The organism is Pseudomonas cerasi (genome assembly GCF_027983475.1).
Taxonomy (GTDB): Bacteria; Pseudomonadota; Gammaproteobacteria; order Pseudomonadales; family Pseudomonadaceae; genus Aquipseudomonas; species Aquipseudomonas cerasi.
The window spans coordinates 1,016,638-1,030,077 of record NZ_JAQJVM010000003.1; the positions used below are offsets into that span (position 1 = coordinate 1,016,638).

General features: G+C 59.8%; 9 protein-coding genes. 3 read left to right on the plus strand and 6 right to left on the minus strand.

Going from position 1 to position 13,440, the window contains the following annotated elements; genetic code table 11:
• Position 1: 1 nt before the first annotated feature.
• The gene (locus PI739_RS20120) at positions 2-1,579 is read left to right on the plus strand and encodes an ABC transporter ATP-binding protein (RefSeq protein WP_046719327.1); all 1,578 of its coding nucleotides are present in this window, start codon (positions 2-4) and stop codon (positions 1,577-1,579) included.
• Positions 1,580-1,629: 50 nt separating this feature from the next.
• Here PI739_RS20120 and PI739_RS20125 read toward each other — a convergent pair whose 3' ends face one another.
• Positions 1,630-2,799, minus strand: a complete 1,170-nt coding sequence (locus PI739_RS20125; protein WP_003435515.1) for a PilT/PilU family type 4a pilus ATPase — start codon at positions 2,797-2,799, stop codon at positions 1,630-1,632.
• A gap of 123 nt (positions 2,800-2,922) precedes the next feature.
• On the opposite strand from PI739_RS20125, the gene PI739_RS20130 reads away from it, so the two are divergent.
• The gene (locus PI739_RS20130) at positions 2,923-3,198 is read left to right on the plus strand and encodes a peptidylprolyl isomerase (RefSeq protein WP_002553334.1); all 276 of its coding nucleotides are present in this window, start codon (positions 2,923-2,925) and stop codon (positions 3,196-3,198) included.
• A gap of 74 nt (positions 3,199-3,272) precedes the next feature.
• Here PI739_RS20130 and pgm read toward each other — a convergent pair whose 3' ends face one another.
• From pgm to PI739_RS20155, 5 genes are all read right to left on the minus strand, one after another.
• Positions 3,273-4,919, minus strand: coding sequence for a phosphoglucomutase (alpha-D-glucose-1,6-bisphosphate-dependent) (pgm, locus tag PI739_RS20135; protein ID WP_003435518.1), 1,647 nt, complete (start codon positions 4,917-4,919; stop codon positions 3,273-3,275).
• A gap of 163 nt (positions 4,920-5,082) precedes the next feature.
• Positions 5,083-7,410, minus strand: coding sequence for an ATP-dependent DNA helicase (locus tag PI739_RS20140; protein WP_271352141.1), 2,328 nt, complete (start codon positions 7,408-7,410; stop codon positions 5,083-5,085).
• A 105-nt stretch (positions 7,411-7,515) separates the two neighbouring features.
• Complete coding sequence (locus PI739_RS20145; protein WP_271352142.1) at positions 7,516-8,922, minus strand: aminotransferase-like domain-containing protein; 1,407 nt, start codon at positions 8,920-8,922, stop codon at positions 7,516-7,518.
• 91 nt (positions 8,923-9,013) lie between these two features.
• Positions 9,014-10,516: a hypothetical protein gene (locus tag PI739_RS20150; RefSeq protein WP_003435527.1), complete on the minus strand. Its 1,503-nt coding sequence runs from the start codon at positions 10,514-10,516 to the stop codon at positions 9,014-9,016.
• A 589-nt stretch (positions 10,517-11,105) separates the two neighbouring features.
• Entirely contained in the window at positions 11,106-12,128 is a 1,023-nt protein-coding gene (locus PI739_RS20155) for a zinc-dependent alcohol dehydrogenase family protein (RefSeq protein WP_099266074.1), read from the minus strand.
• A gap of 309 nt (positions 12,129-12,437) precedes the next feature.
• On the opposite strand from PI739_RS20155, the gene PI739_RS20160 reads away from it, so the two are divergent.
• Positions 12,438-13,352 carry a LysR family transcriptional regulator gene (locus tag PI739_RS20160; RefSeq protein WP_271352143.1) on the plus strand — a complete coding sequence of 305 codons (915 nt, stop codon included), beginning with the start codon at positions 12,438-12,440 and terminating at the stop codon, positions 13,350-13,352.
• The last annotated feature ends 88 nt before the right edge of the window (positions 13,353-13,440 follow it).

The window sequence follows — 13,440 nt, forward strand, 5'->3', positions numbered from 1 at the left end:
CATGTCGGAAAACCTGATCGAAATCCGCGACCTGAGCGTCGCCTTCAACGGGCAGAAAGTGGTCAGTAACCTGAGCCTGGATGTGCGCCGCGGCGAGTGTCTGGCACTGGTGGGGGAATCCGGCTCCGGCAAGTCCGTCACCGCTCACTCGATCCTGCAATTACTGCCCCGCAGCGGCACCCTGACCACGGGCAACATCACCTACCGAGGTCAACAGCTGGTGGGTGCCGACGACCGCACTCTGCGCGAGCTGCGCGGCAACCGGATTGCGATGATTTTCCAGGAACCGATGACCTCGCTGAATCCGCTGCACAGCGTGGCCCGACAGATCGGCGAAACGTTACTGCTGCATCGCGGCATCAGCGGTCGTGAAGCGCAGAAACGCATTGTCGAGCTGCTGGAGCTGGTAGGCATTCAACAGCCGGAAAAACGCCTGAAAGCCTACCCGCACGAACTCTCTGGAGGCCAGCGCCAGCGGGTGATGATAGCCATGGCGCTGGCCTGCGAGCCGGAGCTGCTGATTGCCGACGAACCGACCACTGCGCTGGACGTCACGGTGCAACGCAAGATCCTCGTGCTGCTCAAGGAGCTGCAACAGCGCCTGAACATGTCGCTGTTGTTGATCAGCCATGACTTGAACCTGGTGCACAGCGTCGCGCAGCGCGTCTGCGTGATGCGCGCCGGTGAAATCGTCGAGCAGTCCGATTGCAAGTCGCTGTTCAAATCACCTCAGCACCCTTACAGCCGCCTGCTGCTGGACGCCGAACCTGCCGGCGAGCCGCTGCGACGCGACACCCGGGAAACGGTGCTGCAAGTCGACAACCTGAAGGTCTGGTTTTCCCTGACCGGCGGCATCCTGCGGCGGCACAAGGAATACCTCAAGGCGGTGGATGACATCAGCCTGAGTATTGAGCGCGGCAAAACCCTCGGTATCGTTGGTGAGTCAGGCTCTGGCAAGTCGACTCTTGGTCAGGCGATCCTGCGTCTGCTAGAGTCGCGCGGCAGTATCCGCTTTCGCGGGCAGGCGCTGGACGGCCTGAGTCAGAAACAGATGCGACCGTGGCGTAAAGAGATGCAAGTGGTCTTTCAGGACCCTTACGGCAGCCTCAGCCCACGCATGTCAGTGGCGCAGATCATCAGTGAAGGACTGGAGGTACACAGCCAGTACGACCCGGCGAAATGCGATGCCGAGGTCATTCGGGCACTGGAAGAAGTCGGCATCGACCCGCAGAGCCGGCATCGCTACCCCCATGAGTTTTCCGGTGGCCAGCGTCAGCGTATCGCCATTGCCCGAGCGCTGGTGCTGAAACCCGCATTGATTCTGCTCGATGAGCCGACCTCGGCGCTGGACCGGACCGTGCAGAAACAGGTCGTTGCGCTGTTGCGCGAACTTCAGGAAAAGCACGGCCTGACGTACCTGTTCATCAGCCATGACCTGGCGGTAGTCAAAGCCCTTGCCCACGACGTGATCGTGGTCAAGGATGGCAAAGTCGTCGAGCGCGGCGCCAGCCATGACGTTTTCGATGCGCCGCAGCACCCGTACACACAGGAATTGCTGGCGGCCGCGCATCCTGAATGATCTGACCCACAACGAAGCTTCTGCCCGGAAGGTTTAGGAGCGTCTCCGATTTACGCTTGCGGACCCGGCTCGTCATCATCGACCAGCCCCCACTCGGCGGTGCTTGCCGTGCTGCTGCCGGTCGGAGCCGGTGGCGGTGTGGTCAGTGTTCCGGCGCCGCCTTCACTGTGCAGCTTGAGGCGCAGGCGCACGTTGTTTTGTGAATCGGCGTTCTTGAGGGCCTCTTCTTCGCTGATCGCACCTTCGACGGCCAGATTGAATAGCGCCGAGTCGAACGTCTGCATACCGAGGCTGCCGGACTTCTCCATGATGCCCTTGAGCTCGGTCAGTTCATTGCGCTGGATCAGGTCGCGAATGGTCGGCGTGCCCATCATCACTTCCACCGCCGCACGACGCTTGCCATCCGGGGTTCTGACCAGTCGCTGCGAGACGAACGCCTTGAGGTTGTTGCCCAGGTCATGCAGCAACTGCGCGCGACGCTCTTCCGGGAAGAAATTGATGATCCGGTCCAGCGCCTGATTGGCGTTGTTGGCGTGCAGTGTCGAGATCGCCAGGTGGCCGGTGTCGGCAAACGCCAGCGCGTGCTCCATGGTCTCGCGATCGCGAATCTCGCCGATCAGAATCACATCCGGCGCCTGGCGCAGCGTGTTCTTCAGTGCCGCATGGAAGCTGCGGGTATCGACCCCGACTTCGCGCTGGTTGACGATCGACTTCTTGTGGCGATGGATAAACTCGACCGGGTCTTCGATGGTGATGATATGGCCGCTGGCGTTGCGGTTGCGGTAGTCGATCAGCGCCGCCAACGAGGTCGACTTGCCCGAACCGGTGGCCCCGACAAACAGCACCAGACCGCGCTTTTCCATAATCACGTCAAGCAGTACGGGCGGCAGAAACAGGTCTTCGAAACGCGGGATGTCCAGCTTGATATTCCGCGCGACGATGGACACCTCGTTACGCTGCATGAAGATATTGATGCGGAACCGGCCGATGCCAGCCATCGAAACGGCGAGGTTCATCTCCAGTTCGCGCTGAAACTCGAGCTTCTGCTCCTCGTCCATCAGCCCCTGGGCAATCACCGCCACCTCTCCCGGTTTGAAGGTTTCGCTGCCCAGTGGCTTGAGCACACCGTTGAACTTGGCGCACGGTGGCGCTCCGGTGGAAAGGTAAAGGTCCGATCCGTCCTGACTGGCCAGAATCTTCAACAGCGCCGGGAAATCCATAATCAATACCGTTCAAAATGAAGTAAAAAGACCACGGCCGTCAGGACGGCACGCGTGACGCGCGGGCGTCGCTCAGCAAGAGCAGGCATAATGGCAGCCTTTTGCAGCAGGTGATATTGCGACATGAAAGCCCAAGCCCGCCATATTCTGGTGAAGACCGCCGAAGAGGCCGAACAGCTCAAGCTGCGCATTGCCAAGGGTGAGGCGTTTGACGTGCTGGCTAAAAAGCATTCTAGCTGCCCGTCCGGCAAACGTGGCGGCGATCTGGGTGAAGTCAGGCCTGGGCAAATGGTCGGTGCGATCGATCAGGTGATCTTCAAAAAGCCGCTACGCGTCGTGCATGGGCCGATCAAGAGCAAATTCGGCTATCACCTGGTGCAGGTGTTCTATCGCGACTGAAGCACACGCCAAAAGCTGAAAAACCCCGAACCGAGTGAGGTTCGAGGTTTTTCAGGCATTGACCAGTGTGGCAATCAGTTCGGCGAAATGGCGCCATCTACCAGCACTTGAGCTTCTGCCACCAGACGCTTGAGGTGATCTTCGCTGACAAAACTCTCGGCATAGATCTTGTAGATGTCCTCAGTCCCTGAAGGGCGCGCGGCAAACCAGCCATTTTCGGTCATGACCTTCACACCACCGAACGCCTGATCGTTGCCCGGCGCGTTGCTGAGCACCTGCTGAATAGGCTCGCCCGCCAGTTCAGTGGAAGTCACTTGCTCCGGCGACAGTTTGCTCAGCAGTGCCTTCTGTTGCGGGTTGGCCTTGGCATCGACGCGGGTCGAAAACGGCTCGCCCAGCTCTTCGGTCATGGTCTTGTAGATCTGGCTTGGATCGCGACCGGTACGCGCAGTCATTTCCGCAGCCAGCAAGGCCGGAATCAGACCGTCCTTGTCGGTGGTCCAGACCGTACCGTCGCGGCGCAGGAACGAGGCACCAGCGCTTTCTTCGCCGCCAAAGCCTAACGAGCCTTCAAACAGGCCTTGTGCGAAATACTTGAAGCCGACCGGCACTTCATACAGGCGACGGCCCAGGCGTTTGGCCACACGATCGATCATGCCGCTGCTGACCACGGTCTTGCCGACCGCTGCATCGGCACGCCACTCAGGACGGTTCTGAAACAGGTAGTCGATGGACACGGCGAGGTAACTGTTGGGTGTCATCAGTCCGCCAGACGGGGTCACGATGCCATGACGGTCGTGATCCGGATCGCAGGCAAATGCAACCTGATAGCGGTCCTTGAGACCGATCAGGCTTTGCATGGCATGGCTGGAGGACGGGTCCATGCGAATCTGACCATCCCAGTCGACGGTCATGAAGCGGAACGTAGGGTCGACAAATTTATTGACCACATCCAGATTCAGGCCGTAATGCTCGCCAATTGCCGACCAGTAGCTCACCCCGGCCCCGCCCAGCGGGTCGACACCAAGACGCAGACCCGAATTGCGGATGGCGTCCATGTCGATCACGTTCTTAAGGTCGGCCACGTAGGTGTTGACGTAATCATGGCGGTGCGTGGTATCGGCACGCAGCGCTTTTTCATGGCTGATGCGTGAAACGCCAGTGACTTTCTCGGCCAGCAGTTCGTTGGCCTTGTTCTCGATCCACTTGGTGACATCACTGTCGGCCGGGCCGCCATTGGGCGGGTTGTACTTGAAGCCACCGCTTTGCGGCGGGTTGTGCGAAGGCGTAATGACAATGCCGTCCGCCAGCCCTGAAGTACGGCCGCGGTTGTAGCAGATGATCGCGTGGGACACCGCAGGCGTCGGGGTGTATTCGTCACCTTGCGAAATCATCACCTGCACGCCATTGGCGGCCAGCACTTCAAGCGCGGTGGCCGCGGCCGGGGTCGACAGCGCGTGGGTATCGGCACCCAGAAACAACGGGCCGTCGATGCCGTTGGCCTTGCGGTACAGACAGATCGCCTGACTGATAGCCAGCACGTGCCATTCGTTGAAACCCAGGTCAAACGATGTGCCACGGTGCCCGGAAGTGCCGAACGCAACACGTTGAGTGGGCACCGATGCATCGGGCTGGCCGGTGTAGTAAGCCGTGACCAGTCTCGGAATATCGACCAGTAACTGCGCAGGTGCCAGCTTGCCGGCGAAAGGACTGAGACTCATACAACCTCCACGAAGAAATGAAATACGGAGAAAAAATAAAGACTTGCTGCGGCTGCCAAGGTGATCAATGCCGCAGTTTACTGGCAGTTCGACAGCGCTGCTTGAGTATCGATCCCCGGTATCTGCTTCTGTTTCAGCTCAATCGCCAAAACGGCAACCGACCTCAGGCCATTGACGTTTCGGGCCGCCACCACGCTGGAAACAACTGCTTCACCTTGTGCTCGGCAAAACGGTCATCGATGAGCATGACCACACCGCTGTCACTCTGGCTGCGGATAACCCGCCCCGCAGCCTGCACCACCTTCTGCACGCCGGGATAAAGGTAGGTGTAGTCATAACCGGCGCCGAACAGCGCCGCCATGCGCTGCTTGAACTGTTCGTTGACCGGATTGAGCTGAGGCAGGCCCAGGGTGGCGATGAACGCGCCGATCAGGCGTGCGCCCGGCAAGTCGATGCCTTCACCGAACGCGCCGCCCAGCACGGCAAAACCGATGCCCTGACTGCTCAGGGTGAACCGGTCGAGAAATGCGTGGCGCTCACTCTCACCCATCCCCCGTGCCTGCTGCCAAAGGCTGATGTGCGGGTGAGTGCGCGCCATCAGCTCGGCGACCTGTTGCAGGTAATCGAAACTGCTGAAGAACGCCAGGTAATTGCCCGGCCGCGCGTCGAACTGCTCGGCCATCAGTTCGACAATCGGCGCCAGCGAAGCCTGACGATGGGTGAAACGGGTGGAAATGCGACTGACGATGCGCACGTCGAGCTGATCGTGATGAAACGGCGACTCCACGTCGATCCATGCCGTGTTGCCCGGCAACCCCAGCAGGTCCGCGTAATAGTGGCGCGGGTTGAGCGTTGCGGAAAACAGTACGGTGCTGCGCGCAGCGGTCAGGCGCGGCCGGATGAAACGCGCGGGGACGACGTTGCGCAGGCTGAGGCGCGACAGAATGCGCTTGCCGCCCGCCTCGCGCCGGGTGATGTCGAAAATGAAATGCTCATCGAACAGCTCGGCGATGCGCGCAAAGCCGATGGCTTCCAGGTAGAACCCCTGCAACGTGCCATCCACTGCCTGCGGGTGCTCGTTGAAATGATCACCGATGGTCGAGATGCACTGGTTCAGGCTGCCGATGAATTTTTCCGGTGCTGCCGAATAAGCCTGATAGGCGCCGGGCTGTGCCTTGTGCAGCGCATTCCATTGTCGATCCAGACGCTGCAAGGCTTTTTTCACCGGTTCCGGCGCTGTCTGAATCAAGGCTTTCAACTGGCTCTGGTCAAGACTGGCGCTGTACATCTGGCGTGCCCGTTCGACCATGTTGTGGGCCTCATCGACCAGCACCGCAACGCGCCACTGATTGAGCTGACCGAGGCCGAACAGCAACGCGCTCAGGTCAAAGTAATAGTTGTAGTCTGCGATGACCACGTCAGCCCAACGCGCCAGTTCCTGGCTCAGATAATATGGGCAGACCTGATGCTGCAAGGCGACATCGCGTACGCCCGCCTGATTCAACCACGGCGAGGTCAGCGCCGCCGAGCGAGCGGCTGGCAGACGATCATAAAAGCCGCTGGCCAGCGGACAGGAATCACCGTTGCAGGCTTTGTCCGGATGCTCACAGGCCTTGTCGCGCGCCACCAGCTCAAGGACCCGCAGCTTCAGCTCCGGCGCGCTGTGATTAATGACTTCCAGCGCATCCAGCGCCAGTCGACGCCCTGGCGTCTTGGCGGTGAGAAAGAAAATCTTGTCGAGCTTCTGGCCGGGCGCGGCCTTAAGCAACGGGAACAGCGTGCCCACCGTCTTGCCAATACCGGTCGGCGCCTGAGCCATCAGGCAACAGCCAGTACTGACGGCCTTGTACACCGACTCGGCCAGCACCCGCTGCCCGGTGCGGAAAGACGCGTGGGGGAATTTCAGGCTGCCCAGTGTCGTGTGCAGCGCCTGCGTATGCGCCAGCTCCTGCTGCGCCCAGCCGAGGAAAATCGAGCACTGTCGTTCGAAAAACGCTTGCAGCGTAGCCGCGCTGAACGGCTCGCGAATCAGGGTTTCCTGCTCGCTGACAATGTTGAAATACACCAGGGCCAGCGTCACGTTTTCAAGCTGCAGGCGCTGGCAAAGCAGCCAGCCGTAGACCTTCACCTGCGCCCAGTGCAACTGACGGTGGTTGGCCGGCATCGCGTCGAGTTCACCGCGATAGGTCTTCACTTCTTCCAGCTGATTGCGACTGACGTCATAGCCGTCCGCCCTGCCCCTTACCGTCAGCTCGCGATAATCGCCACTCAACGACAACTCGGCCTGGTAATCGGCGCCGCGCCGCGTGGCAACCGTGCGATGCCCGGCAATGCCTTCCTGCGCCGTGGGTGACGGCGTGAAGCGCAGGTCGAGGTCGCCCACCTTGGCGGTGAACTCACACAACGCGCGCACGGCCACGACATAACGCGCAGGCAGGTCGCTGGCGAGAACAGGCTCGGGATCAGGGTTTACGGGGGCGTTCGGGGTCACTGCGCTGGGGAGCCGTTGGTTGTGAATACTGGACAGGCGTCCAGTTAACAACCTTGAACCACGTCTGGCAAACACAAATGGATCGACGGCCTGCCATGTCGAGGTCTATGGCAGACGAGCGTGAGTCAATGCCTCTGCCAATGCGCCCAGCAGCTTGGCAGGTTCACGAGTCCAGTCAGTGGCATAACTGATCCACAGATGTTGCGAGTAGCGGTTCTGCAAAGTGAACAGTTCACCGGGGCTGACGACAATCGACCGGGCCAGCAGCGCAACGAAGACCTGGCGCAGGTCCACGGGGTATGCACTCTCGGCCCATATGCCGCAGCCGCCCTCGGGCAACTGATAACTCAGCATCCCGCCAGTCCGTTCATCCAGTTGCTGGGTCATCGACTGCATGCGTTCGGTCAGCGTCTCGCGCAACGCCATCAGTTGCCTGTCCAGACGTCCGCTGCTGCATAACCTGGCGATGGCCCTTTGCCGAAGCGGCGGCAGCTCGAATGCTCGCAGGCAGAAATACTGCTGCCAACGCGCATCCAGGCTCTTGCACAGCAAGTAAGCATAGGGCGCCTCAGGCCCGAGACTTTTCTCGAATCCGCCCATGACCACCAACCGCTGAGGGTCGATCCAGTGCCGCAGCGGAGACTGCCCGGCGGCAAATTGCAACCCGGCGTGACTGTCGTTTTCCAGCACCCAGACTTGATGACGGTTGAGCACTTCGGCGACAGTCTGGCTGTTGTTCTGCGCACGCATGCTGCCTCGCACCGGGTTCAGCAACGAGGGCAACACGGCAAGCCCGATGTCATGGCCGCGCAACAGGCCGTCGAGCCGGACAGCATCAAGGCAGCCGGTCTCGTCCAGCGGCAGTTCGATTACCCGGATGTCGAAGGATTGCAGCAAGCGCAACAACGCCCAGGCACAGGGCGATTCCACCAGTACCGTGCCGCCGCGCAGGCCCAGCGTGCCGAGCACCGCCTTGAATACGCCATGAAAGTCAGCAGCGATATAGACATTCTCAGCGTGCCAGCAATGCACTGCATCGTAGGTATAACGGGCGGCAATTGCCGTGCGAAGTTCTGGCTCACCGCATGGCTGAAAAACCGGGTCCCGCTGACGCGGGTAATGCCTGCCCAGCTCGCGCTCCATTGCCGGCAGCGGATTGTCCTGAGCGTGCAAAAGCGCCGGTTCATCGCAGCCCAGCAACGCCATGCCGGGGCGACGGGCGTTGTCATACAAGGCCTGCAAAAGATCGCCGTCTGCGTCCGGTATCACCAGGCCCTGCGCACTCAAGCTGCGCGGTACCGAGTAATAGCCTGATTTTGGCAGCGAATAAACGCGCCCTTCCTTTTCCAGCAGCGAGTAGGCGCTTTGCACCGTCGATATTGATACGTTCAGTCGCTGGGCCAGCTGTCGCAATGACGGCATTTTCAGTGCCAGCTCGCCCTGCTGCTGGTCAACCAGACGCACCAGGTAGCGGTAGACCGCCTGATAGGCGAAATCCGTGTTGTTTTTCATGCAGGTATCCACCGTTCAACCAGAACAGGCTTCAGAACATTGCTATATGACCGCCGCCGTTTGCCGGTAGCAGCCATGCCTGGCAACCGGATCAGCGTCCCGAGAGCATCTCGGCCACTGCCTGCCCCGTCGCCGGGTCGACGGTCATGATCCGGCGCTTGTCAGGATCGGCTGCACGGATTCTGGCGATGATTGACTGCGGGTCGTCGAAGTTCACCCGCTGCTTGCCGTAAAGGTTGTGCAATGACTTGAGGCTCAGACCGCTGATATCCACCAGCCACTGCATGACCTGATCCGGCGCTGTCGAACCCGACAGCGCCTTGTGCAGATCCGGCAGCGCTACCAGCATCCCTGGGTGGCAACTGCGCAGAAAGGACTCCAGGCCATGGCCATGATCGACGAACGGCGAAAACAGCATGCACACCAGTTGAGTCTCGTTCAGGCCGAAGCCCTCCTGAGCGAAGCCCGATGCCAGCTCGCGGCGCGCCTCGATGCGCGCCCGACCGGCATAAGCGCTGAGCGTCTGGTCGATCAATCGTGGCGGCATCTGCTTTCTGCGCATCAGTGACGTCGCCAGTTCAAGGTATTCGGCGATCCCGTCGGCATAAGTACGCGCTTGCAGGTATTGCGCGGTCAGGCCACGCATGTGGGCCATCAACAAAGGGTTGGCGCAATCGGACTCACTGAAGCTGAACGACAGATCATCGAAGCGGAAATCGAGAAACTCGGTCAGCAGGTTCCAGTGTTCGTCCGCCTTGCAACTGACCAGATCGGCAATGGTAATGAACGCCGGCGAGCTGCTTTTTTCAGGCAGCGTCATGGCTCGACTTGCCGGCGGGCTGTCATCGCCCTCCCCGTACAGCTCGTGATAGTAAGCCTCGCCAATCGTATCGATGACCTTGAGCACGCTGGCCAGCGTCTGCTTGCCCCAACTGCCCGAATACTGCCCGGTACGCTGGGCCAGTCGCATGATCCAGGTCGCATACTGACGCTGCTCTCTGCGCGAGTCGCCGCTGACGACCGCATCGACGCCATTGCCCCAGCTCAGGGCGCGTCCTAGAAACTCCGCAAGCCCGAGGTAACAGGTATTGCAAAACGTGGTGCGGGCGTCGCCAGCGGACAGGTGCCCACCCAGCAGCATGTCCAGACGATTCTGCTCACGCCCCGCGCTGGAAAAAGGCAGATCCGGCTCGAAGGCCTGTGTGTACTGACTGTCGATCATCAGCATCTCGACACGCGGGTCGTCGTACAGAAACAACGCTGAATAGGTGCGGTTGATGTTATCCATCACCGCAGGGGTCATGCCCGCGTGACGCCGATTGGCAACCCGCAGGTTGAATGTGCCGGGCGAACGGCAGGCAATACTCAACTGCGCAGCGCGCAGAAAGGCCAGCGTGTAGGCACTGTCCTTGCCACCACCGAAAGCCACCAGCACCTTGAAGCCGGCAATCTGCTCGATGCCGCCAGCCGCAACAATCAGGCGCTGGATCAACAGCTGCAGCGCGGTGCGCTCTGCGCGCGAGAAGTACCCCAACAAGCGTTGCAGCACTTGCTGGTAGACATAATTCATTGCCTGTTCGTGAATAGAACTCATCGTGCGTCACCTGCCTGTCGCTCAAGGCATGACACGGTGCAGACAGAATATTGAACATCAAGCTGACAACTCAATTTATAGTCGAGCATGACTCATTCCCTGAGTGGTAATTACCGACGCATTATCAGTATCTTTAAAACAATTACAATAGACAGTTTGCTTTAAAAAACAGTGCAGTCAGCAGAACATCCTCAACAACTTAAACAAATCGTTTAATTGTACTATCGAACTCATGAGACACGCGAAACGCTTGAAAGCCATAGCCTGCAAACCCTTCAGGCAGGCTGTTCAGGCTTTACCGATGCCCTTGGGGCATCGATCCAGTTACTGTTTCATTCTAGCCCGTGGGAAAGGACATTTATAAGTCGCCGTGACTGTCAGCGCCAATACACTTAAATAAACAGTCGAGACGGTCCTGCCGCTGCGATGCTCTTTTTAATATTCATTCACGGTTACCCCACTTCCAGAAAAACTGACAGGGGCATTATTCAGAAGTGTTTAATTCGTGGTGTTCTTTTTCGATGTGGGATGCAAAAAGCCTTCCGTTCGGAAGGCTTTTCAATAACGAGCGCTGACAGGAGGTGATGAATCAGACCGCCTCGACTTCCAGCACCGCACGCCCGCCAATCGGGCAGACATCCATGTAACGGTGCGCCTGCACCACCTGCTCGAACGGAAAGCTGCGCGTCTGCAACGGCGCCAATACCTTGTCGGCGGTCATCTGATTGATCTGCTGCAAGGCGCGTTGCAGTGCGGTCTCATCCTGGGTAATGCCCAGCTCGGGCTTGCCGGTGAAATTGCCCAGGCAATGCACGTAGAACTGGATGTTCTTCTGGAAAGCGGCACAGGCCGGAAACGGCGTCTGATTACCGCCTTGCAGGCCATACAGCACCAAACTGCCACGCGGCGCAAGCACATCGCCCATGATCGACATCTGCGGACCGCCAAGGCCATCGAAGACGGCATCGACACCACGGTTGTCGGTGTACTTGTTGATTGCCATCAACAAGTCCTGTTCTTCGGTGACCACCACTTTTTCAGCGCCCAGTGACAGCAGATACTCACGAGCATCCTCGGTCTTGGTCGCGGCGATAACCCGAGCCCCCAGTGCCTTGCCCAACTGCACGAATGCAGGGCCGGAGCAGTGGCTGGCGTCGGTGACCAGTACGGTTTGACCGGACTTGATACGCGCCAGATCAACGTATGCAAAGTACGCCACCAGATACGGCGTGTAATGCACGCTGGCCTGGACCGGCGTCAACGCATCCGGGTAGCGGGTCAATGCACGGCGCGGCATGACGATGGATTCGCCGTAGACCGGGTGCTGGTTGGCATCGGCCGCAGGAAAACTGGCGACCTTGTCGCCTACTTGCAGATCATCCACACCGTCGCCCAGCGCGGTAACCACGCCAGCCATCTCATAACCCAGACCGGCAGGCAGCCGGGCATGGGTAGATGCGAGATTTTGCCGCCAAAGAACGTCGTACCAGCTGACACCGATGGCCTGAACACGCACCTGCACCTCGCCGGTGACAGGCGACGCGACAGGATGCTCTTCGACTTTGAGCACCTCGGCCGGGCCAAACTGGTGAAAACGGATCGTGCGGGACATTTAGAACCTCGCCTGTGAACCTTGATGCCACAAACTTTATCCGGGCATTGCCGGCAACACCATCGGTGGCTATTAATAGTCGACATGCCTGTCATCGATTGTGTCCTGTGCGCTGCACGGCGCAGCCAGACAGCGTCTGGGCGTCGATGCGCGTAATGGCCGCCATTGTTCGCATGTCGACGAAACATTGCAAGCCGTGTGGACATTCAGTAACCCTCACAGTAATTTTCGCTGCGCCCGACCCGCATTTGCTCGTACTATCGCACCCTGCTCACGTCCTCAACCGACAAATGGCCCGAGATATTCCGCATGAATCGCAACGACCTGCGTCGCGTCGACCTCAATTTGCTCATCGTTTTCGAGACCCTGATGCATGAGCGCAGCGTCACACGTGCGGCGGAAAAGCTGTTTCTCGGCCAGCCGGCAATCAGCGCTGCGCTGTCGCGGCTACGCGGCCTGTTCGATGATCCACTGTTCGTGCGCACCGGGCGCAGCATGGAGCCCACCGCCCGAGCGAAGGAAATCTTCGCCCTGCTCTCCCCGGCACTCGACTCCATCTCGACAGCGGTCAGCCGTGCCTCAGAGTTCGACCCGGCGACCAGCACCTCGGTGTTCCGCATCGGCCTGTCCGATGACGTCGAGTTCGCGCTGCTGCCCACCCTGCTCAAGCGTCTGCGCTCCGAAGCGCCGGGCATTGTGCTGGTGGTCAGACGAGTCAATTACATCCTCATGCCGCCCCTGCTCGCCTCCGGGGAGATTTCCGTCGGCGTCAGCTATACCCAGGACCTGCCCGCCAACGCCAAGCGCAAAGTCTTGCGCAGGAGCAAGCCGCAACTGCTGCGCGCCGACTCGATACCCGGCCCGTTGAGCCTCGACGACTTCTGCGCCCGCCCCCACGCACTGGTCTCCTTCGCCGGCGACCTGAGCGGCTTCATCGACGAACACCTGGAAAAACTCGACCGCAAACGCCACGTCGTCCTCGCCGTGCCCCAGTTCAACGGCCTGGCCACACTGCTGACCGGCACCGACATCATCGCCACCGTGCCTGATTATGCGGCGCAGGTCCTGACCGCCGCAGGAGGCGTGCGCTCTGAAGACCTGCCGATTGAAACCCGAACGTTCGAACTGCACATGGCCTGGCGCGGCGCGCAGGATAATGATCCAGGGGAGCGTTGGTTGAGGTCGCGGATTCAGATGTTTTTTGGGGATCCGGATAGCCTCTAAACGAATTAACACCCTATCGCCTAGACATCTACAGCCCCCGCTAAACGCACGAACATAATCACTCAAATTGGCGCTCCTACTTCCACTG

Coding starts and splice junctions, on each gene's coding strand:
- pgm (WP_003435518.1), bottom strand. CDS start 4,919: ATGAGTCTCAGTCCTTTCGCCGGCAAGCTGGCACCTGCGCAGTTACTG.
- PI739_RS20155 (WP_099266074.1), bottom strand. CDS start 12,128: ATGTCCCGCACGATCCGTTTTCACCAGTTTGGCCCGGCCGAGGTGCTC.
- PI739_RS20120 (WP_046719327.1), top strand. CDS start 2: ATGTCGGAAAACCTGATCGAAATCCGCGACCTGAGCGTCGCCTTCAAC.
- PI739_RS20150 (WP_003435527.1), bottom strand. CDS start 10,516: ATGAGTTCTATTCACGAACAGGCAATGAATTATGTCTACCAGCAAGTG.
- PI739_RS20130 (WP_002553334.1), top strand. CDS start 2,923: ATGAAAGCCCAAGCCCGCCATATTCTGGTGAAGACCGCCGAAGAGGCC.
- PI739_RS20160 (WP_271352143.1), top strand. CDS start 12,438: ATGAATCGCAACGACCTGCGTCGCGTCGACCTCAATTTGCTCATCGTT.
- PI739_RS20125 (WP_003435515.1), bottom strand. CDS start 2,799: ATGGATTTCCCGGCGCTGTTGAAGATTCTGGCCAGTCAGGACGGATCG.
- PI739_RS20145 (WP_271352142.1), bottom strand. CDS start 8,922: ATGAAAAACAACACGGATTTCGCCTATCAGGCGGTCTACCGCTACCTG.